General features: G+C 64.9%; 20 protein-coding genes. 10 read left to right on the top strand and 10 right to left on the bottom strand.

Annotated features, from left to right (window positions below):
• Positions 1 to 71: 71 nt before the first annotated feature.
• Positions 72 to 1,082, bottom strand: a complete 1,011-nt coding sequence (locus tag NLY36_RS27745) for a zinc-dependent alcohol dehydrogenase family protein (RefSeq protein ID WP_023735442.1) — start codon at positions 1,080 to 1,082, stop codon at positions 72 to 74.
• A gap of 106 nt (positions 1,083 to 1,188) precedes the next feature.
• On the opposite strand from NLY36_RS27745, the gene NLY36_RS27740 reads away from it, so the two are divergent.
• Entirely contained in the window at positions 1,189 to 2,136 is a 948-nt protein-coding gene (locus tag NLY36_RS27740; protein WP_031249099.1) for a LysR family transcriptional regulator, read from the top strand.
• Positions 2,137 to 2,231: 95 nt separating this feature from the next.
• Positions 2,232 to 2,732, top strand: a complete 501-nt coding sequence (locus NLY36_RS27735; protein ID WP_245260207.1) for a hypothetical protein — start codon at positions 2,232 to 2,234, stop codon at positions 2,730 to 2,732.
• Between the two features lie 140 nt (positions 2,733 to 2,872).
• Here NLY36_RS27735 and NLY36_RS27730 read toward each other — a convergent pair whose 3' ends face one another.
• The 3 genes from NLY36_RS27730 to NLY36_RS27720 are packed head-to-tail and all read right to left on the bottom strand — an operon-like array spanning position 2,873 to position 5,633.
• Positions 2,873 to 3,763 (bottom strand): ribokinase, encoded by an 891-nt coding sequence (locus tag NLY36_RS27730; RefSeq protein ID WP_023735445.1) that lies wholly within the window; start codon positions 3,761 to 3,763, stop codon positions 2,873 to 2,875.
• Positions 3,760 to 4,635, bottom strand: a complete 876-nt coding sequence (locus tag NLY36_RS27725; RefSeq protein WP_023735446.1) for a MurR/RpiR family transcriptional regulator — start codon at positions 4,633 to 4,635, stop codon at positions 3,760 to 3,762. Before NLY36_RS27725 ends, NLY36_RS27730 begins: the two co-directional genes overlap by 4 nt.
• On the bottom strand, positions 4,632 to 5,633 hold the full coding sequence (locus NLY36_RS27720; RefSeq protein ID WP_023672509.1) for a sugar phosphate isomerase/epimerase family protein: 1,002 nt from the start codon (positions 5,631 to 5,633) through the stop codon (positions 4,632 to 4,634). Before NLY36_RS27720 ends, NLY36_RS27725 begins: the two co-directional genes overlap by 4 nt.
• Before the next feature lie 238 nt (positions 5,634 to 5,871).
• On the opposite strand from NLY36_RS27720, the gene NLY36_RS27715 reads away from it, so the two are divergent.
• From NLY36_RS27715 to NLY36_RS27690, 6 genes are read left to right on the top strand one after another with little or no spacing between them, the layout of a single operon-like run.
• The gene (locus NLY36_RS27715; protein ID WP_023735447.1) at positions 5,872 to 6,474 is read left to right on the top strand and encodes a CDP-alcohol phosphatidyltransferase family protein; all 603 of its coding nucleotides are present in this window, start codon (positions 5,872 to 5,874) and stop codon (positions 6,472 to 6,474) included.
• Positions 6,475 to 6,515: 41 nt separating this feature from the next.
• The gene (locus NLY36_RS27710) at positions 6,516 to 8,297 is read left to right on the top strand and encodes a bifunctional alpha/beta hydrolase/class I SAM-dependent methyltransferase (protein ID WP_031249100.1); all 1,782 of its coding nucleotides are present in this window, start codon (positions 6,516 to 6,518) and stop codon (positions 8,295 to 8,297) included.
• A gap of 4 nt (positions 8,298 to 8,301) precedes the next feature.
• A complete protein-coding gene (locus tag NLY36_RS27705; RefSeq protein ID WP_023735449.1) occupies positions 8,302 to 9,657 on the top strand; it encodes a phosphatase PAP2/dual specificity phosphatase family protein in 1,356 nt (451 codons plus the stop codon).
• 10 nt (positions 9,658 to 9,667) lie between these two features.
• Positions 9,668 to 10,102, top strand: a complete 435-nt coding sequence (locus tag NLY36_RS27700) for a hypothetical protein (RefSeq protein ID WP_023693832.1) — start codon at positions 9,668 to 9,670, stop codon at positions 10,100 to 10,102.
• A 3-nt stretch (positions 10,103 to 10,105) separates the two neighbouring features.
• A complete protein-coding gene (locus tag NLY36_RS27695; RefSeq protein WP_023685463.1) occupies positions 10,106 to 10,774 on the top strand; it encodes a lysophospholipid acyltransferase family protein in 669 nt (222 codons plus the stop codon).
• A gap of 20 nt (positions 10,775 to 10,794) precedes the next feature.
• Complete coding sequence (locus tag NLY36_RS27690) at positions 10,795 to 11,724, top strand: phosphatidate cytidylyltransferase (RefSeq protein ID WP_023735450.1); 930 nt, start codon at positions 10,795 to 10,797, stop codon at positions 11,722 to 11,724.
• Between the two features lie 10 nt (positions 11,725 to 11,734).
• Here NLY36_RS27690 and NLY36_RS27685 read toward each other — a convergent pair whose 3' ends face one another.
• From NLY36_RS27685 to NLY36_RS27660, 6 genes are all read right to left on the bottom strand, one after another.
• A complete protein-coding gene (locus NLY36_RS27685) occupies positions 11,735 to 13,342 on the bottom strand; it encodes an FGGY-family carbohydrate kinase (protein ID WP_023735451.1) in 1,608 nt (535 codons plus the stop codon).
• Positions 13,343 to 13,439: 97 nt separating this feature from the next.
• On the bottom strand, positions 13,440 to 14,168 hold the full coding sequence (locus tag NLY36_RS27680; RefSeq protein ID WP_023735452.1) for an SDR family oxidoreductase: 729 nt from the start codon (positions 14,166 to 14,168) through the stop codon (positions 13,440 to 13,442).
• A 28-nt stretch (positions 14,169 to 14,196) separates the two neighbouring features.
• Positions 14,197 to 15,456 carry a sugar ABC transporter permease gene (locus tag NLY36_RS27675; protein WP_023735453.1) on the bottom strand — a complete coding sequence of 420 codons (1,260 nt, stop codon included), beginning with the start codon at positions 15,454 to 15,456 and terminating at the stop codon, positions 14,197 to 14,199.
• Entirely contained in the window at positions 15,453 to 16,277 is an 825-nt protein-coding gene (locus NLY36_RS27670; protein ID WP_023693835.1) for an ATP-binding cassette domain-containing protein, read from the bottom strand. Before NLY36_RS27670 ends, NLY36_RS27675 begins: the two co-directional genes overlap by 4 nt.
• A gap of 151 nt (positions 16,278 to 16,428) precedes the next feature.
• Positions 16,429 to 17,493 carry an ABC transporter substrate-binding protein gene (locus tag NLY36_RS27665; protein WP_023672498.1) on the bottom strand — a complete coding sequence of 355 codons (1,065 nt, stop codon included), beginning with the start codon at positions 17,491 to 17,493 and terminating at the stop codon, positions 16,429 to 16,431.
• A 229-nt stretch (positions 17,494 to 17,722) separates the two neighbouring features.
• A complete protein-coding gene (locus tag NLY36_RS27660; protein ID WP_023702911.1) occupies positions 17,723 to 18,607 on the bottom strand; it encodes an AraC family transcriptional regulator in 885 nt (294 codons plus the stop codon).
• A gap of 308 nt (positions 18,608 to 18,915) precedes the next feature.
• Between NLY36_RS27660 and NLY36_RS27655 the strand changes: the two genes are divergently transcribed.
• Both NLY36_RS27655 and NLY36_RS27650 read left to right on the top strand, forming a co-directional pair.
• A complete protein-coding gene (locus NLY36_RS27655; RefSeq protein ID WP_023705150.1) occupies positions 18,916 to 19,977 on the top strand; it encodes a maleylacetate reductase in 1,062 nt (353 codons plus the stop codon).
• Between the two features lie 232 nt (positions 19,978 to 20,209).
• On the top strand, positions 20,210 to 21,091 hold the full coding sequence (locus NLY36_RS27650) for a metal ABC transporter solute-binding protein, Zn/Mn family (RefSeq protein WP_023708690.1): 882 nt from the start codon (positions 20,210 to 20,212) through the stop codon (positions 21,089 to 21,091).
• The last annotated feature ends 3 nt before the right edge of the window (positions 21,092 to 21,094 follow it).

The following is a 21,094-nucleotide window of genomic DNA, read 5'->3' as shown; positions in this document are numbered from 1 at the left end:
CGGACCGACCCCCTCTGCCCTGCCGGGCATCTCCCCCTCAAGGGGGGAGATTGGCAGCTCGCGCGCCTCGGTTACCAGTCGAGCTTGAACGCAAGCTTGCCGAAATGCTGCCCGCCTGCCGCCATGTGCGCGTAGGCTTCGGCCGCCTGCTCCTGGCTGAACACCTTGTCGACGACCGGGTCGATGCGGGCGGCGGCGATGGCGCGGACGGCGGCGCGAAGGTCAGATACCGACCCGGTGTTGTTGCCGATCACCTTCAGTGCCTTGATGATGATCGGCAGCAGGTCGACCGTGGCCTCAGCGCCGGTGACGAAACCGATGGTGAACAGCGTGCCGCCAGGCGCGGTGGCGTTGACGGCGCGGGCGAAGGTGGCGGTGCCGGCGGTCTCGACGACGAGGTCGGCGCCGAGGCCGCCGGTCAGTTCCAGCACCTTGCCGTCCCAGTCGGGCGTCGCGCGGTAGTTGATGAGATGATCGGCGCCGAGTGCCTTCGCCCGCCCCAGCTTCTCGTCCGACGAAGAAGTGATGATGACGGTGGCGCCGGCGGCTTTCGCCAGCTGCAGGGTGAAGATGGAGACGCCGCCGGTGCCGAGCAGCACGACGACCGAGCCCGGCCCGACATCGGCGGCGCGGACCGCGTTCCAGGCGGTGGTCGCGGCGATCGGCAGGGTCGACGCCGCCTCGAAAGAGAGACGAGCCGGTACCGGCACGAGCGAGTTGGCCGGCAGCGCGACATATTCGGCGAGCGACCCCGGCAGCGAAATTCCGCGCATCTGCGTCATCTCGTTAGGCCGGGGCGGACCGCCGATCCAGCGCGGCTTGGCATGGGCAATGACGCGATCGCCGACGGCGAAATCCGTAACGCCCTCCCCCAGCGCGACGATCTCGCCGGCGCCGTCGGCGACGGGAATGAGCGGAAAGCCGGGCACGCGATAATTGCCGCTGGCCACCGCCACATCGACGAAATTCAGGCTCGCGGCGCGCTGGCGGATCAGCACTTCGCCGCGCTGCGGTTCAGGCGTGGCAATGGTGGTGGCGCGAAAGGCGTCCAGTTTGGCGGCGGTCAGTTCGATGGCTTTCATGGCTCACGCATTCCTGTTTAAGGGGTCAATCGTCAGGATTGAGTGAAGCTATCTGCTGCGCTACAAGCAGATAATCCGGAATTTTTACATTTGAGTACTGTGCATTATGCAGCAATCACACGACCCCGCCAGCCTTGCCGAAATGGCCGCCTTTGCGGCCATCACCGAAGCGCGCTCCTTCACCAAGGCAGCGTTGCGCGTCGGGCGCGACCCGACGATCCTGTCACGCCGCCTGCAATCGCTGGAGCAGCGGCTCGGCGTGCGGCTGCTGCACCGGACCACCCGAAGCGTCTCGTTGACGGAGGCCGGAGCGGAGTTCCTGGTACGCGTCCGCGCCATCCTGGCCTCGGTAGACGAAGCCGAGGCAGCTGCTTCCGCGCATGCCAGCGGGGCGCCGCGGGGCTTGCTGCGGCTGGCGCTGCCGGGAACCTTTGGCCGTATGTGGATCGGGCCGCTGTTGCCGCAATTTCTAGCGACGTTCCCGGATGTCCGCATCGAGGCCGAGTTCTCCAACCGGTTCGTCGATCTCGTTGCAGAGAACTTCGATGTCGCCGTCCGTCTCGGCGCGCTGGAGGACTCGCGCCTGGTGGCGCGCAAGATCGCGACACGGCGGCGGTTGCTGTGCGCTGCTCCCTCCTACCTCGCCCGCCGGGGCACGCCGGAAGCGCCGGAAGCGCTCACAGAACACGCCTGCCTCGGCTTCTCCGGCTTCCAGACCTTTCCAACCTGGGAGATGACCGACAGTTCGGGACGCCGCGTCAACGTCGACGTCTCGGGGCCGATGGTGTGCGACGATGCAGAGGTGCTGGTCGAAGCCGCGGTGCAGGGCCTCGGCCTGATGATGAGCACCGACTGGCTGGTCGGACGCGAACTCGCCGACGGACGGCTGGTGCCGGTGCTGGCGGACTGGACGCTGGCCGACGAAGGCGCGGTCTATGTCGTCATGCCCTCGGCCAAGGGACAAGCCGCCAAGACACGCGCCTTCGCCGAGTGGATCGGCAAGCGCTTCGCGCCGGAGCCGCCCTGGACGTCAAGGCCGGTCTCAAAGGCTTGATCAATGGGGCGCGCCGGGGGCTAAGACGGCATATGCCGCTATCACCAGGCCTTTTGTCCTGTATGATCTCGTTGAAGGAAGCTTGGGAGGTGATCATGCAAAGTGCATTGGCGAAGTTCATGATGGCAGGTTCCGTTCTGGCCGCGCTGCAAGCCGCGCAGCCGGCTTTTGCCGCGTCCTGCAACTGGAGCGCCAAGATGGAAGAAGACGAAGGCGGCAGCGTGCTGACGGCTTCGGTGTGCGGCGGACCGAAGGCCGATGCGCATCTGATGCTCGTCTGTTTCGACAAGCCGGTGCTGAGCTACGATCTGGGTGGGGCCGGCCAGCAGCTGGAGCCCGGCATCAGCGCTTCCTTCACCTTCAAGGGCGGTGACAAGAGCGTGACCAAAAAGCTCGACCTCGAGGCCATGTATAATTACTTCACGGCTGAGCTGAGCAAAGACGATCCACTGCTCGGCCTGTTGCGCGGCAAGGGCGACGTCACGGTTACGGCCGACAAATATGGCGGGAACAGCTTTCCGCTGACCGGCTCGAGCGCGGCCATCGGCAAGGTGCTGACGCAGTGCGGCAAAGGTTCGGCCGGCGAAGCGGACTGAAGCTCCCTACTTTCGACCACGCAGCTTGGTCCCGCGCCTCCATCAGGGCAAAGCCAAGCAGGTTCTCGCCGCGCCCGGTTTGCCGTTTCGCTCATCGACGGGGGCACGGGTTTGGAGGCGGCAATATGCGGCCTGAGTTTTCAACGCGAGCTGCGCTTTCCCTCCGGTGTCGCCACCAGCGAGGCGGCGGCGGCATTGGCCGTGGCGATCGCCGCTTCCATCGGATGGCCACGGGCGAGGCCTGCCGCGAAGGCGCCGACGAATTCGTCGCCGGCGCCATGGGTGCTGACGACCTTGACCGGGACGGCCGCCAGTGCGAAGGCCGCGCCGGTCCGGTCGCAATAGGCGACACCTTCGCCGCCGGCGGTGACGATCGCCGAGGGGTAGGCATCGATCAGCCGCCGCGCGGCTTCGGTTGCGCCGGCGAGCGTATCGACAACCGGAACGCCGGCCAAAAATTCCGCTTCGATGGCGTTGACGATGACGATGTCTATCAGCGCGGTCAATTCGGCCGACAGTGTTCGCGCCGGTGCGGCGTTGAGCACGACGCTGCCGCCGGATGCCTTCACCGCGCGCGCGGCAGCGATGTTGGCGGCATCGGGCACTTCGTTCTGCAGCAACAGCACTGCCGTCTGTACCACCACCTCGCCCGCAGCCGCGATGTCATCACCGCCCAGGGTGAGATTGCTGCCGGAGACGATGACCGCACCGTAGTCGCCATCGCTGTCGAAGATCGCCACGCTCATGCCGGAGCCTGCGCCTGCCGCCACGCGCACGAAGCGGCGATCGACGCCGGCGCGATCTAGATTGGCCAGCAGCGCCGTGCCGAAATCGTCGTCGCCGACGGCGCCGATCATCGCCGCGCGCACGCCGGCGCGTGCCGCCGAGACCGCCTGGTTGCCGCCCTTGCCGCCGCATTTCGGCTGCCAGGCACGGCCGGTCACCGTCTCGCCCTTGCGCGGACGGTCGGGCGCGTCGACCATGATGTCGTAATGCAGGCTGCCGAAGACGATGACCAGCGGAACCGTCATGTGCCCCGGTCTTTTCGCTTCGAGGTGACCGCCGACATGGTGCGGCCGAGATTGCGCTCCGCCGCCTGGTAGTCGCGCTGTGCCACCGCCACGAACAGCGCGTCGAGAATGTTGAGCTGCGCGATGCGCGCCGCCGCGTTCTCGCCCATCAGCGGCGATCCCTGCGCGGTCGAGCACAGCACGATGTCGGCAATCTGGGCCAGCGGCGAGTTGTCGTAATTGGTGATGGCCAGCGTGCGGGCGCCGTTCTTGCGGGCAAGATGGATGGCGTCGATGACGGCCGACGTGTTGCCGGAATGCGAGAAGCCGACGGCTATGTCGTCGGCCCCGAGCAGCGAGGCCGACATCAGCATCATGTGCGAGTCGTCATAGACCGATGCGCGGATGCCGATGCGCAGGAATTTGTGCGAGACATCGCGGGCGATCTGGGCGGAGCCGCCGACGCCATAGAAATCGCGGTTCCTGGCGCGGTAGAGCAGATCGGCGGCACGGTCGAAATCGTCCATGTCGAGGATCGCGAGCGTCTCCTCCAGCGCCTGGATCGAGGTGCGGAACACTTTCTGCACGATCTCGGCCGAGCTGTCGTCGACCGACAGTTCCTGGTGCATCTCGGCGGTCGGGAGGCGGCTGTATTCATAGACGGCGGTGCGGAAGTCGCGGTAGCCGGAGAAGCCGAGTTTCTTGGCGATCTTGACCACCATCGCCTCCGACACGCCGGCCTCCTCGGCGATCTGCTTGAGCGGAATGGTCTCGTCGAAACCGCGCCGGCCGAAGACGGTTTCCACCACCTTGGCCTCAAGCGGGGTGAGATGCGGCATCATCATGCGGATGCGCGGCCCCACGGCTTTCAGATCGAGATTGCTCAACGTCATCCACGTCCCCTCGTCTCCGGCCCGAGCATGGCTTCCTGGACGATAGCCTGCGACGTCACGGCGTCCTGGCTGGCCATCGCGGCGGACAGGCGGTTATCCTTCTCCAGCCGGTCGACAACGCGCAGCAGGCGCTTGACGGTGGCGATGTTGACTTCGCATTCGCGCACCGGATCGAGCCCGGTCATGTCGGGGAAAGTGTCGAAGTAGATGGCGCCGGCGTAGCCGTCGCGACGGATCTGGCACAGCAGTTCGATGGTCTGCAGCGTGTGCACCGCGCCGACCATCAGGCCGTCGTCGCGCTTGGCATAGCCATCGTTGAGATGGACGCCGAGCAGCTTGCTGTGGCGAGCGATCAGCGCCGCGGCGAAGGCCGGCTGTTCGTCGGCATAGAGCACATGGGCGAAATCGAGCGTGACGCCGAGATTGGGTAGGCCGACCTCGCGGATCGCCAGCAAGGTGGTCGCCGCATCCGGCATCAGCGAGTAGGAGCGCGGTTCGTTAGGCTTGTACTCCAGGCTGATCTGGCAGCCGGGATCATGCGCGGCAACTTCACGAATCCCCTCGATTTCGTGCTGCCAGAGCGTCGCATAGTCAGTTTGAAATGCATAGTCGAAGCCATCCTGGCCCAGCCACAGCGTCATCAGACTGGCGCCGGCCGCGCGCACCGCATCGATACCGGCCTTGGTCAAGTCGATGGCTTCGCGGCGCACCGCCGGGTCCGGATTGGTGAAGGCGCCGAGCTTGAAGGCCGGATTGGAGTAGTAACGCATGGCAAAGCCATTGATGGAAAGCCCGAAATCGCCGAGCTTTCGGGCGATTTCAGCCGGCTTTTCACTGACATGATCGGGGAAATTAAGATCAAGATCGGTCAACCCGTCGACCTTGGCCGCGCGAGTGGCCATCTGCAGCATGGACGGCTTGCCGGTGAGATCAGGCCATTCGGCTTGCGGCCGCGAGGCGAAGGAATTCAGGCGGGTGGCGAAGCGACTGTTTGTCATGATCGACCTTTCAGTGATTTACTTCACATAAATACGAGTATTTGTAAAGTTATCATTTGCGAGGCGGTTTGTAGCGCGCAACATCCTGCTTGGCCGAGATCTTCGGCTGCGCCTCTGCATCCATGCCGGGAGTTTCGAGTCCCGCAACGGTGCGGATGCTGGTGCGAGCCCTTGCGCCCTGCCTGCCGATTGACCAATCTGGCCGACACTGTCATGAGCCGCGGTTGGGGGATCGCACATGCCAACGCTTTATCAACTGAAACCGGCCTTTCAGGCCAGGCTGCGGCCGTTGGCCGACCGGCTGGCCGATGCCGGCGTCACCGCCAACCAGATCACGCTTCTCGCGGCAGCACTGTCCATCGCCACAGGCCTGGTGGTCACTGCCTTTGCCTTCCATCCCCTGGTGTTCCTGTTGATGCCGGTGGTGCTGTTTGTGCGCATGGCGCTCAACGCCGTTGACGGGATGCTGGCCAGGGAACATGGACAAGCATCAAAACTCGGCATGTATCTCAACGAACTCTGCGACGTCGTCTCGGACCTGGCGCTGATCCTGGCCTTTGCCACCTTGTTCCCGGCCTGGGGTGTCGTCGCCTTCGCTATTACCGCCATGCTGGTCGAGTTCGCCGGCGTGCTTGGCGTTGCCGCAGGCAGCGGGCGCAACTATGCCGGGCCGTTCGGCAAGAGCGACCGGGCCCTGGCGCTCGGCGTCATCGCCTTCCTCATCGCCTGCGGCCTGTGGTTCCAAGCGATTGTGCCCTTTGTGTTTCCGGTCATGGCTACACTGTCAGTCGTAACCGCCATCAACCGGATACGCGGCGGCCTTAGAGCGGGCGGCGCATGATGCCAAAGCGTCAGGCGCCCGACCGCCAGAGGGAAACCATGATCCACCAGACCATTGCAGCCGGAGCACCGGCAAGCCTCGAGCGCATCGCGCTGGAGCGCACGTTCAAGAGCCATGACGGCACCGAGATCTTCTACCGCTACTGGCCGGCCGCCGGGTCGGCGCCAAAGGGTGCGATCCTTCTGTTCCATCGCGGCCACGAGCATGGCGGCCGCATGGCGCATCTGGTCGACGAACTCGCCATGCCCGACCATGCCTTCTACGCCTGGGACGTGCGCGGCAATGGCCGCTCGGCCGGCGAGCGCGGCTATGCGCCATCCTTTGCCGCCCTGGTTCGTGACATCGACTGCCTGGTGCGTGAGATCGGCCGGGATGGTTTTGGCCAGCGCGACATCGCGCTGATCGCGCAGTCGTTCGGCGCCGTGCTGGCTGCTGCCTGGGTGCATGACTATGCGCCCGACATCCGCGCGCTGGTGGTGGCTTCACCGGCCTTTTCGGTCAAGCTCTACGTGCCCTTCGCCAAAGAGGGCATTGCGCTGTGGCAGAAGCTCAAGGGCCGCTTCTTCGTCAATTCCTACGTCAAGGCGAAGTTCCTGACGCATGATGCCGAGCGCATCGCTTCCTTCGACGCCGATCCGCTGATCACGCGACCGATCGCCTCCAACATCCTGGTCGAGCTTTACGACCACGCTGCCCGCATCGTCTCGGACGCGCGCGCCATCACCGCGCCGACGCAGCTCTTGATCTCCGGCAGCGATTGGGTGGTGCGGCATGGACCGCAGCACGAGTTCTTCGTCAATCTCGGCAGCAGCGCCAAGGAGCGGCATGTGCTGCCCGGCTTCTTCCACGACACGCTGGGCGAGCGCGATCGCCAGCAGGCGCTGGACCTGATCCGGCCATTCCTCGAAAAGCAATTTGCCACGCCGGGGAGAACCATCGACTTGCTTCAGGCCGACCGCGCCGGCTACACCCGCGACGAGGCCGAGAGGCTCGCCTCGCCGCTGACGCTGCTGTCGCCCAAGGGTATTTTCTGGGCGATGAGTCGCGCCTCGATCCGCATGGGCGCCTGGCTGTCTTCGGGCATGAAGATCGGCATCGCCACCGGCTTCGATTCCGGCTCGACGCTCGACTATGTCTACGAGAACGATGCGCGCGGCACCGGCTTCATCGGCCGCATGGTCGACCGCACCTTCCTCGACGCCATCGGCTGGCGCGGCATCCGCCAGCGCAAGCTGCATCTGGAAGAGCTGATCGGCAACGCCGCCGCCAGCCTGAAGGCAGCCGGCCGTCCCGTCCACATGCTCGACATCGCCGCCGGTCACGGCCGCTATGTGCTCGATGCCGTCGCCAAATGCACTGAACCACCAGCAAGCGTGCGGCTGCAGGATTATTCCGAGCTCAATGTCGGGTTGGGTTCGAAGCTGATCGCCGAGCGGCGTCTGCCGACCAGCGTCAGCTTCCACCAGGCCGACGCCTTCGATGCCGACATGCTGGCCGGGCAAAAGCCGGCGCCGGACCTCGCCATCGTCTCCGGGCTTTACGAATTGTTCGCCGACAACACGATGATTTCCCGCTCGCTCGGCGGGCTGGCCAGCGCCATGCAGTCCGGCAGCCTGCTCGTCTACACCAACCAGCCATGGCATCCGCAGCTGGAGATGATCGCGCGCAGCCTGACCTCGCATCGCGGCGGCCAGGCCTGGGTGATGCGGCGGCGCACGCAGGGCGAGATGGACCAGTTGGTGACGGCTGCCGGTTTCGAAAAGATCGACCAGCGCATCGACCAATGGGGCATCTTCACCGTCTCGGTCGCACGGCGCGTCTGAGACCATGGCCCTGCCTGTCACTGACCCTGCCCCGGCGCGGGAACCCTATTTGGGCATCGTGCTGAGTGCCGCCCTTTGGCTGGCCCTGCTGGCGCCGTTCTTCTACTCGACCTATGGCTTGGCCAACTGGCTGGCGTCGCGGCGCGACCATGTCGGCAGCATCGTGTTTGCCTGGGAACACGCCATTCCATTCCTCGCCTGGACGATCGTGCCCTACTGGTCGATCAATCTGTTCTACGGCCTGTCGCTGCTGCTCAACACAACCAGGCGCGGCGTCGACCGGCTCGCCGGCCGCTATCTCTCGGCGCAGATCATTGCCGTCGCCTGCTTCATCGCGTTCCCGCTAACGGCGACCTTCGTGCGGCCGGAAACCACCGGCCTGCCGGGTTTCCTGTTTGCGGTGCTTGGCGGCTTCGACAAACCGTTCAACCAGGCGCCATCCCTGCACATCGCGCTGCTGCTGATCATCTGGGATCACTGGCGTCACGTTCTGGTGCGCCACCGTCTCGGCGCCATTCTCGGACCCGTTTGGCATGTCTGGTGCTTTCTGATCGGTGCCTCGGTGCTGACGACCTGGCAGCACCATTTCATCGACATCCCGACCGGCGCGCTGCTCGGCCTGTTTGCGCTATGGCTGTTTCCGTTCAAGGGCGAATTGCCTTTCTGGGGTTTTCGTCTGACCGCCGACCCCAAGGCGCGGCGGCTGGCGGGCTACTACGCGCTGGGCGCCGCCCTTGCCTTGGCCGGCGCTGCCGGCGGAGCGTTTGTCTCCGCCGATTTTCTCATCCTGTTGTGGCCGGCATTGGCGCTGGCCATCGTCGCCTTCGCCTATGCCGGGGCCGGCGCCAAAGTGTTCCAGAAGGCGGCCGATGCCAGTGTCTCACTGGCCAGCCGCATCCTGCTCCTGCCCTACCGGCTTGGCGCCCGGATCAATGTGTGGGTATGGACCCGCCAACTGGCGCCGCAAGCGGAGATCACCGACGGTGTTTTCCTCGGCCGGTTTCCGAGTGCCGACGAGGCCAACCGCTTCGGCACAGTGATCGACCTTGCCGGCGAGATGGAACGGCCGCGCGGCGTGACCTGCCGCTGGATCAGCTACGCGATGCTCGACCTCGTGGCGCCGCCTCACGACAGGCTGGAGCGAGCGGTGGCGGCGATCGAGCTGGCGCGCCGGCGCGGCACCGTCCTGGTCTGCTGCGCGCTCGGCTTCCAGCGCAGTGCAGCCGTCGTCGCCGACTGGCTGGTGGTGACGGGGCGCTCGTACACAGCTGCACAGGCGCGCAAGAAACTCGCCGCGTCGGGCAGGCCCGTGCACCTTCAGATCGGGCTGGATGAACCGGGGCTGGAAGAACCGACATGAGTTGGCCGGCATGAGTGGCGACAATTTTCCCGAGAAGGCCGAAATATTCGCCGCCGGGCTGATGGTGCAGGCGGTGTGGCCGATCCTGCTGGTGGTCGCGGCTGTGATGGCAGCGCCGGTCATCGGCCTGGTGGCCGGACCGCAGACGACAGCGCTGTCCGCGGCGGCCTGGCTGGTCGCGGCGGCGAGCGCCGTGGCCACGCTGGCTCTTTCGGCCTTGCTTTTGTTCGATGCGCTGCTGTTCCGGCTGATGGCAAGCCACGCCAGCGAGGCCGCCGGAGGTGCCGCGGTCGACGATGTGCTGGCGCGCATGCGCCTGAAATCCACCACTGCCGGCGGCCGCTCGCTCGACCATCGCATGGCAGGCACGCGCCGCCTGCTGACAAGGCAGCGCATGGCGCTCGCCATGTTTGCTGCGGCATCCCTTTTCGCAGCATTTGTTTGAGCCATGACAAAACTTCACCTGCGCGCCAACACCTTCACCTTGCTGCAGACGGTGACGTCGGTCGGCCTGTCGGCGGCGGCCTGGGTGGTAACCGGCGTCAGACCAATCTGGAACGGCAGCCAGCCGTCGGAGCGGCAGCGCATCTACTTCGCCAACCATGCCAGCCATGGTGATTTCATCCTGCTGTCGGCTTGTCTGAGCGAGAAAGTGCGCGCCCGCACCCATGCGATCGCGGCGGCCGAATATTGGGGCAAGTCGCGGCTGCGCCGCTTCATCGCGCAGGACATGCTGTCGTCCGTGCTCATCCACCGGCAGTGGACCGACGAAACGCAACACCCGATCTCGATCATGCTGTCGGTGCTCGACGACGGCCACTCGCTGATCCTGTTTCCCGAAGGCACTCGCAACACGACGGAGGCGGATCTGCTGCCGTTCCGCTCCGGCCTCTACAATCTGTCGATGGCGCGGCCGGATGTCGAACTCATCCCGTGCTGGATCGAGAACATGTCGCGCGTGCTGCCCAAGGGCCAGTTCCTGCCGGTGCCGCTTCTGTGCCGCGTCGTCTTTGGTCCGCCGGTGGCGATCGCGCCCGGCGAAGAACGCCGCACCTTCCTCGAGCGCGCGCGCCAGACGCTGCTGTCGCTCAACCCGCGTCCGGATCGAGACGACTGATGCCACTCACGCTTCCACCGATGCATGAAACCGTCATCCTGCTGGTCGGCCTTGTCTGCGTGCTGACCACGGCGAGCGTCATTGCCGGCATCCTGTCGTGGCGGGCGCCGAAGCCGTTGCCCTCGACGCTCGTCAACTTGAACCAGCGCATCAACGCCTGGTGGGTGATGGTGCTGGCGATCACCGTCGCCTTCTTCTTCGGCCGCACCGGCATGACCATCCTGTTTGCGCTGATCTCGTTTGCCGCGCTGCGCGAGTTCGTGACGCTGACGCACAGCCGGCGCAGCGACCACTGGGTGCTGCTCGGCATGTTCGGCATCATCATTCCCTTCCAGTACTGGCTGGTGTGGACCGCCTGGTACGGGCTCTTCACCATTTTCATCCCCGTCTACTGCTTCCTCTTGATGCCGGCGGTCACCGCGCTCAACGGCGACACCGAGCGCTTCCTCGAGCGCGTGTCCGCGCAGCAATGGGCGGTCATGATCTCGGTCTACTGCGTCAGCCATGTGCCGGCGCTGCTGACCCTCAACGTGCCCGGTTTCGAGGGCCGCAACCTCCTGCTGATCGCCTTCCTGATCATCACCGTGCAAGGCAGCGATGTGCTGCAATACATCTTCGGCAAGCTGTTCGGCCGGCACCTTCTGTCGCCTTCCGTCTCGCCGTCAAAGACCTGGGAGGGGCTGGTCGGCGGGCTGGTGGCATCGAGCCTGCTCGGTGCGCTCTTGTCGTTCCTGACGCCGTTCTCGCCGCTGGCGGCGGCAGGCGTCGCCTTCATTGCCTGCCTGATGGGGTTCCTCGGCGGGCTGGTGGCGTCGGCGATCAAGCGCGACCAGGGGGTCAAGGACTGGGGCCACCTCATCGAAGGCCATGGCGGCATGATGGACCGCGCCGACAGCTTGGTCTTCGCCGCGCCGGTGTTCTTCCACATCGTCCGCTATTTCTGGACGTGAGCGAAGCCGCTCAATCGCGGATCGCGCGGCCCGCCTGCTGCAACAGTTCGAAGGCGGCGAAGCGCTTGTCGTGCCAAGGCACCAGATCGCCGCCGGCCGGGCGATAGATGTCGCCGATGCGCGACATGCCGGTCATCGCCGCGATCACATCGGGATATTTTTGCGCCGCCACCGCCGCCAATATGGACGAGCCGAGCAGCACCGGTTCGGGCGAGGTCGAACCGGCGACGGTCAGGCCTGTGGTGTCGGCCAAAAGCTGACGTACCAGCGCGCTTTGCGCGGCACCGCCGCTGACGACGATGGTGTCGATGGCAATGCCTTTGTTGGCCATCGCCGCAAGGATCTGGCGCACGCCGTAGCCGATGCCCAGCAGGCCGGCGACATAGAGCGCGACCAGACTGTCGAGGGACGTGTCCATGCCAAGCCCGGCGATCAAGGCCTTGGACTCGGGATCGGCGAAGGGCGAGCGGTTGCCGAGGAATTCCGGCACGACATGCAGTCCATCGGCCAGGTGCGCTACGGCGGACAGGTCGGCGGACTGCTTCGCCGCCTGCTGACCAAGCCAAGCGGTCAGGCCGAGACCTTCCGCCTTGGCTTTTGCGGATGCCTCAGCCGTGGCCGGATGGAAAGCGACGAGGTGGTCGATTGCAGCACCCGCCGCCGATTGCCCGCCTTCATTGAGCCAAAGCCCCGGCACCATCGAGGAAAAATACGGGCCCCAGACGCCGGGCACGAAGGCCGGCTCGCTGGTGCTGGCCATGGTGCAGGCCGAAGTGCCGAACACATAGGCCATGCGCGACTGCAAGGTGCCGACCGAGCCCTGCCCGCCAACCGTGCCGACGCCGCCGGCATGGGCATCGATCAGGCCGGCCGCAACCGGCGTTCCCGGCAGCAGGCCGAGATCGGCCGCGGCGGCCTCAGTCAGGCCTTGGGCAAGTGCCGTGCCGCCTTCGACGATTTCGGTGCCGATGCGGGCAAAGCCTTCATCGGCGAGCGCGCCGAGGCCGATGGCACGGAAATAGGCATCGTCCCAGCGCCGCTCATGACCGAGATAGGTCCATTTGCAGGTCAGCGTGCAGATCGAGCGCGCCAGGCTGCCGGTTGAGCGCCAGGTCAGATAGTCCGTCAGGTCGAAGAAATGCTCGGCCGCATCGAAGGTGGCGGGCAGGTTCTCGCGCAGCCACAGCAGCTTCGGCGTTTCCATTTCCGGCGAGATGGTGCCGCCGACATAGTCGAGCACGGCGTGCTTGCCGGCATTGATGCGCTGCGCCTGGTCGAGCGCGCGGTGATCCATCCAGACGATGATGTTGCGCTGACTGTCGCCGGAACTGCCGACCTGCAACGGCGCGCCGTCCTTGCCGACCACGACCAGCGAACAGGTGGCGTCGAAGCCGATGCCAGCAATGTCGCGCCCAGCGAGCCCCGACTTGGTCACCGCCTCGCGCACGCTGGCGCAAACCGCACGCCAGATGTCCTCGCTCGACTGTTCGGCGATTTCGCCGGGCTCGATGAACAGAGCGATGTCGCGCTTCGCCGAGGCAAGCATGGTGCCCTTGCTGTCGAATACCCCCGCCCTGGCACTGCCAGTGCCGACATCGATGCCGAGGAAGTGGGACATGGGAACCTCAGAAGTTAGGCAGTAGGCGAGATGGTCAGCAGTGAACGGCCAGTTGCAAGAGCCTCTCCCCATTCCCTACTGCCTAATGCCTACTGCCTCACAAATCATTGCTCTGCGGCAGGATCACCAGATCCCGGATAGTGACATTTCTCGGCCTAGTCAGCATGAACAGCACGGCTTCGGCGACCTCGACCGGTTGAATCAGGCCGCCCTTGGCCAGTTCATCCTCAAGCTTGTCCTTCGGCCAGTCGCTGATCAGCGCTGTCACCACCGGCCCCGGCTGCACCGCGCCGAGGCGCAGGCCGTGCGGGGCGACCTGCCGGCGCACCGTGTGGACGAAGGCCTGCACGGCATGCTTGGAGGCGGTGTAGATCGGCTCCCAGACCACCGGCACCAGTCCGGCGATCGAGGACGTCACGATGATGTCGCCGGTCTTTCGTTCGACCATATGCGGAAGCACGGCGTGTATGGAACGGAACACCGCGTTGATGTTGAGGTTCAGCATGCGGTCCCACACATCGGGGTCGCCTTCGAGCACCGGGCCTCCGACATAGGCGCCGGCATTGGCGTGGAAGATATCGAGCTGGCCGGCCTTGTCCAGGATTTGCGGCATCATCGTCGCGACGCTGGCCGGCTCCATCAGATCGATCACCAGCGGGATCGCGTTGGGACCGAGTTCGGTGCAGACGCTTTTCAGCGCGTCGGCGGCGCGGTCGACGAGCACAACGCGAACGCCGGCGGCAATCAGCGCTCTCGCGCATTCCAGGCCTATGCCCGACGCGGCGCCGGTGATCGCCGCGACCTTTCCACTCAAATCCTGAGCCATTCTATCCTCGTATCGATTGCGGTTGCGTTCAGGCGCGGCCGTGGGAAACCCGCGAGCGGCGTGCCAGGGAGTCGACGATGACCGCAATTGCCAGAACGGCGCCGGTGATCATGTAGCGAAGCGACGATGACAGATCGAGCAAGGTCAGCCCGCTGGCGATCGACTGGATGACGATGATCCCGAGCAGCGCGGAATAGGCGCTGCCACGGCCGCCAAACAGGCTGGTGCCGCCTATGACCGCCGCCGCAATGGCGTTGAGGTTGACGTCGCCGGTGCCGGCCTGCTGGCTGGCAGAGGCCAGCCGCGCCGCCGACAGCACGCCGCCAAGGGCGGCGAACATCGAGCACATGACGAAGGCGCTGAGGTAGATCGAGCGCACCTTGATGCCGGCGCGGCGCGCCGCTTCGCGGTTGCCGCCGACGGCGGTCATCGAGCGGCCCCATTGGGTGCGGGTCAGCGCATAGTTCATCGCCACCACCAGGCCGACGAACAGGCCGAACATCCACGGTATGCCGCGCGCCTGGTTGAGATAACCGACGATCAGTTCGAGCAGGATGGTCAGGGCGGCGACGCGCACGATGAGGCCGCCGACAGACGGCGCCGACAAATTGACGGCCCGGCGGCGGCTGACGGTGCGCAGGCCGGCGATCAGCATGACAATGCCGGGCAATGCCGCCAGTGCATAGGACAGCCAGTCCGGCATGACCAGCAACTGACCGAAATTCACCAGGTTCGAGCCATAGGGCAGATTGATCGAGCCGGTGGAGCCCAGAATGTAAAGCTGCAGGCCGAGCACGGCGAGCAGGCCGGCGAGTGTCGAGACGAAGCTTGGCATGCCGAGCCGGTTGAACAGCAAGGCATAGAGCGCGCCGATGAAACCGCCGACGGCAACCGCGGCGAGAATGGCGAGCGCCACCGGCCAGCCCTGGTTGACCCACAGCGTGCCCACCATGGCCGAGGCAAAGCCGCTGATCGAGCCGACCGACAGGTCGACCTCGCCGACCATCAGCACGCAGACTATGCCGAGCGCGATGACGCCGACGGTCGAGCAGTCGAACAGGAGATTGACCAGATTGCTTGACGAAACGAACACCGGGTTGAGCGCGGTGAACACGCTCCAGATGATGACCAGGCCGACGATGACCGGCAACGAGCCGAGGTCGCCGGAGCGGACGCGGTCGAAGAAGGCGCTGGTGGCGCCACCAACGCCGGCCTGATGCTTGACGCGCACGTCGCTGCGGTCGAGCGCCGTCGACGAGGAGGTGTCCTGCTTGGGCTCCGCGCTCATGGCCGCTGCTCCTGGTTGTGCGCTTGTTCGGCGGCCTTGCGCCGTTCGGCGCGGCGCGACACTGCATTGTTGGCGGCGCCGGTGATGGCGCTGACCAGTTCCTGGTTCGAGGCGTCGGGTTCGAAGACGCCGTTGTTGCGGCCGAGCCTGAGCACCACGATGCGGTCGGCGACGGCGCGCACGTCCTCCATATTGTGACTGATCATCAGCACGCCGAGCCCACGCTCGCGCACCCGGTCGATGAGGTTCAGCACTTCCGCCGTCTGGGCGACGCCAAGAGCGGCGGTCGGCTCGTCGAGCAGGATGACCTTGGGGTCGAGCAGCAGCGAGCGGGCGATCGCCACGGTCTGGCGCTGGCCGCCGGACAGCGAGGCGACCGCCTCGCGGACGCTTGGAATACGCGCCGACAATTCGTTGAGCAGCGTCCAGGCGCGAATTTCCATCGCCACCTCGTCCAGCCGCAGCGGGTTGAGCTCCTTGCCTAGAAAGATGTTGGCGACGACGTCGAGGTTTTCGCACAGTGCGAGATCCTGGAAGACGGTGGCGATGCCGAGCGTCAGCGCGGCGCTCGGGTCGGGCATCGTCACTTGCCTGCCGCGGAAATTGATGGTGCCCGAGCTCGGCTGGTGGACGCCGGCCAGAATCTTGACCAGCGTCGACTTGCCGGCGCCATTGTCGCCGACCAGCGCCACCACCTCGCCGGCATGGACATCGAGATCGATATCGGTGAGCGCCGAAACGGCGCCGAAATTCTTCGAGATGCCGCGCAGGCTGAGCACCAGCTCGCCTGCCGAAACCGGTCCGTCAGAGATGTCAGACATGGTGGCAAACCTTTCCGGATGGGCGGTCAAGAGTGACTGCGAACTTCCGGCCGCCGCAAGGGCGGCCGGAAAGCAGGATCAGGATTCTAGGTCATCCTTTTATGCATGTCTTATCCCAAAACCGCTGCGCGATTTTGGGCGACCTGCATTGTCACTTTGTGATGCCGAGCTTCTTGCAGCCTTCGGCATAGCGGTCGACGCAGAGCTCTTCGGCGGTGTTGATCTTCTTGTCGATGATCTCGGCCTTGAGGTTTTCCTGCGTCACCACCGCCGGCGTGAACAGCTGCGATGGGGTGTCGTAAAGGGTCATTTCGGCCTTCGGCGTCTCGCCCGACAGAAGCTGGACGGCGACGTTGGCGGCAGCCGCCGCAACGATCTCGCTCGGCTTGGAGATGGTGTTGTACTGATCGCCGGCGATGATCAGCTGCAGTGCGGCGATCGTCGCGTCGTTGCCGGTCACCGGCGGCACCGGATCGACACCGGCGGCCTTGAAGGCGGCGATGGCGCCACCACCGGTGCCGTCATTGGCCGCAACGACTCCGACGATCTGCGTGGAGAAGCGGGTGATCTGGCCGCTTGCCCATTGCTGCGCCTTCGGCGGCGCCCATTCCGGCGTGTCGTATTCGGCAAGGATCTTGTAGCCGCTGTTGTCGAGGCTGGAATGGATGCCCTTCTTGATCAGCCCGGCGGCCGCGTCGGTCGGCGATCCGTTGATCTGCAGCAGGCCGCCGCTGGCGGGGTCGACCTTCAGCGCCTTGAGGTGTTCGACGAGCGAGTCGGCAATGGCCTTGCCGATGCCTTCATTGTTGAACGAGACGTAGAAGTCGGCAGGTGCAGTCGGGATCGGGCGATCATAGGCGATGACCTTGACGCCCTGGCTCTGCGCCAGCTTGACCAGCGAGGCGGCGGCAGTCGAGTCGACAGGGTCGAGCACGATCGCCTTGGCGCCTTGCGAGATCACCGAGTTGAACTGCTGCTGCTGGCGCGAGGCGTCGGCATCGGCGTTCTGGTAGATCACCTTGCAGCCGGGGCAGAGTTTTTTCATCTCGGCGACGAAGCCGGGATAGTCGTGCTGCTCGTAGCGCGTCGAGGCCTGGTCGGGCATCAAGAAGGCGACCGTGGCGTCGGTAACCGGGGCGGCAAAGGCAGCGGTGCCGCCAAGAAGAGAAAGAGTGAGCGCGATGGCTCCCGTCGATTTCCAGGCAAATCTGGTCATTTCGATAGCTCCGTTTCAAGGAATGGTTTCATGAAGCCCTGGACACCACATGGCGCCGGGCCTTGACTGCAGTCGGGCTGTTGCGAGGAACAACGGAGCACTTGATCCGTGCTGCGCATCCTCTTGATATCTCTGGATTTCGGGACAAGCGATCTCCAGCACGGGACGCCTCCAACGCACCCCGCGTTCTTACCTCAGTAAATGTCTAGGCTCCTCCCGGTCCTCCCTGTTAGGCGGCAATCTCCGCGCTGACGTTTTCCGCCAGCAGGGCCCTGAAGCGCGAAGGCGACATGCCTTTCTGGGTCAGGAACTGGCGGTTGAAATTCGAGATGTTGTTGTAGCCGGCGGCATAGCAGATCTCGGTGATCGGCATGTCGGCCTCGCTCATCAGCAGCTGGCAGGCAAGGTTGATGCGCAGCCGGTTGACATACTGCACCAGCGCCATGCCGGTGTGACGGCGGAAGCTGCGCGAAAACGCGCTCGGGCTGCGCCCGGCGATCGCCGCCAGATCGCTTTCGCTGAACGGCTCGGTCAGGTTGGCGTTGATATAGGCAAGCGCCTTGTTGACGCCGGCCGACATGAAGCCTGAGGGATCTGGCAGATAGCTGGCGCTGGTCAGCGTCCGCACATCGGCGGCGCGGCTCAGAATATCGATCAGCTCCATGAACAGCGCGATGCGGCGAACGCCTTGCGCTTCGACCAGTTCGGCCAGCACAGGTGCGGCGAGCTTGGCGGTAGCGGTGGAGAACAGCGCGCCGCGGCGGCTGAGCTCGAGAATGTTTTCACAACCGGCAAGTTCCGGCAACGCGGCGGTGGCGTCGGCAATGAACTCTTGCGAGAACTGCACGACGCGGCCGCGCAGCGGCACGCTGGCGCCTGCCGGCACGTCGCTGACCCAGTTGTGCGGCAGGTTCGGGCCGGTGAGCACGAGATTGCCGGGCTCGAACTCGCCGATGAAGTCACCGACGAAATAATGGCCCGTGGTGGCGACGACGTGATGGATTTCGTATTCGGGGTGGAAGTGCCAGCGCACCGTGTGGAAGGGGTAGCCGTGGGCCCAGGCCTTGAACGACTCGCCGCGTCTGATCTGGACGACTTCCAAGTCCGGATTCATGTCAGTTCCTCCCGGCGCCGGTCCGGTCATGCGACCAGTTGCAGTGCCATCTCCCGCAGGCCGCGTTTGCCGCTCTCTGCAGTGATCGAAGCTTAGGCGGCAATTCATGCAGCCGCCACCACGGTGTGTCCACCTCACTGATACTTTTTTGACGTTTTTGTGGTCAAGGCGATACGTTTGCGAGTACGCGGGAGAGATCAGGCCCCGCTTGCGAGACGGTAACGACGCAAACGTGTCGCCGGCGACGAGAGCTGGTCGTTCGATTTCGGCTCCGTCACAGTGATAGTATGCAAAGGGAGCGGATCGGCATGACAAGGACGTTCACCTACTCCGGCAGCCCTGCGCATATTGTCTTCGGCAATGGCGCGTCGTCCGAGGTGGGCACCTGGATCGAAAAGCTCGGCTGCAAGCGCGCGCTGGTGCTGTCGACGCCGCATCGGGCTGCCGACGGCGAGGCGCTTGCCAAGTCCCTCGGCGCGCTGGCGGCCGGCATCTTTTCGGGCGCCGCCATGCACACGCCGGTCGAGGTAACCCAAACGGCAATGGCCAAGGCAACCGAGGTCAAGGCTGACTGCGTTGTCGCGCTTGGCGGCGGCTCTACCACCGGTCTCGGCAAGGCGATCGCCTGGCGCACCGACCTGCCGCAGATCGTCATCCCGACCACCTATGCCGGCTCGGAGGTGACGCCGATCCTCGGTCAGACCGAGAACGGCGAAAAAACCACAATGCGTGACGCAAGGATCCTGCCGGAAGTGGTGATCTACGATCCAGAGCTGACCGTCGGCCTGCCGATAGCGATGAGCGTCGCGTCAGGACTCAACGCCATGGCGCACGCGGCCGAAGCGCTTTACGCGCAGGATCGCAATCCGATTTCCACCCTGATGGCGAAAGAAGGATTGCGCGCCATGAAGGCGGCGCTGCCGGTGTTGACCAAGGAGCCTGGAAATATCGATGCACGCGGCGATGCGCTTTACGGCGCCTGGCTGTGCGGTACGGTGCTCGGCGCCGTCGGCATGGCGCTGCATCACAAGATCTGTCACACGCTCGGCGGCTCTTTCGACATGCCGCATGCCGAGACGCATGCGGTGATGTTGCCGCACACGATCGGTTTCAACGCCGTCGCGGTGCCCGACTTGTTGAAGCCGGTCGCCGACTTGTTTGACGGCAGCGCCGGTAGCGGTCTCCACGATTTCGCCAAGGCGGTCGGCGCGCCCCTTACATTGAAAGAACTCGGCCTCAAGCAGGCCGATCTCGACCGCGCCGCCGAGATTGCGACCAGGAACCCATACTGGAATCCGCGGCCTTTCGACCGCGCCGCAATCCGCGCCCTGTTGCAGGACGCGTGGGAGGGAAGGCGTCCGCAAAACTGACGTCAACAAGCAAGGAACTTACCCGCCGCGAATTCATCAGGATACCGCCATGAGTGGCTCCGCCTGATCGGCGCAGGCCGCTCACGGTTTTGTGCGCGTGAAAAACTGCGCGGCTCGAAAAGCCCATTGACATCAGCCGTATTTTCGACGCAAACGTTATATTGTTACTGTTATACAGTTACACAGCCCGCCTCTCCGGCGACATACATTTCAGACTGCAAGGAGACCACGGATGCGTCGCATTCCCTTTCTCGCCGCGCTGCTCGTCGCGGTGCCGCTTTTGACCGGCACGGCTGCCCGCGCCGAAGACAAGCTGACCATCGTGGCGGCCGAGAATTTCTATGGCGACCTTGCCCGCCAGATCGGCGGCAGCAACGTCACCGTCACCAGCATCCTGGCCAATCCCGACGACGATCCGCATCTGTTCGAGACCAGCCCGTCGACGGCGCGCACCATCGCCGATGCCAAGATCGTCATCTATAACGGCGCCGATTACGATCCGTGGATGGACAAGCTGCTGTCGGCCTCGACAGCCAAGGATCGCACGACCATCGTCGCCGCCGACCTGATCGGCAAGAAGTCGGGCGACAACCCGCATCTGTGGTACGACCCGGCGACGCTGCCGGCCATCGCCAAGGCGCTGAGCGCCGACCTTGCCAAGCGCGATCCGGCCAATGCCGTGTATTATGAGGCGAACCTGAAGGCATTCCAGACCTCGCTCGAGGCCATTGACAAGGAAATCACCGACGTCAAGAACACCTATGCCGGCACCGAAGTGACGGCTACCGAGCCGGTCTTCGGCTACATGGCGGAAGCGCTCGGTCTCAAGATGCTGAACTACGATTTCCAGGTGGCCTTGATGAACGATGCGGAGCCGAGCGCCACGCAGGTGGCGGCGTTCGAAAACAGCCTGAAGGACGGCTCGGCCAAGATCCTGTTCTACAATTCGCAGGTGACCGACGAGGCAACGACAAGGCTGCTCGACATCGCCAAGCAGAACAAGGTCACGGTCATCGGCGTCACCGAGACGGAACCGGCGGGTCAGACGATCCAGACTTGGTTCGGCGGCCAGATCGACGCGGTCCAGAAGGCGCTCGCCGCCCGCACACAATGAATG

It is taken from the genome of Mesorhizobium sp. C399B (assembly GCF_030323185.1).
GTDB lineage: Bacteria > Pseudomonadota > Alphaproteobacteria > Rhizobiales > Rhizobiaceae > Mesorhizobium.
The sequence above is the reverse complement of the archived record's forward strand: the minus strand, read 5'-3'. Positions and strand labels throughout refer to the sequence as shown.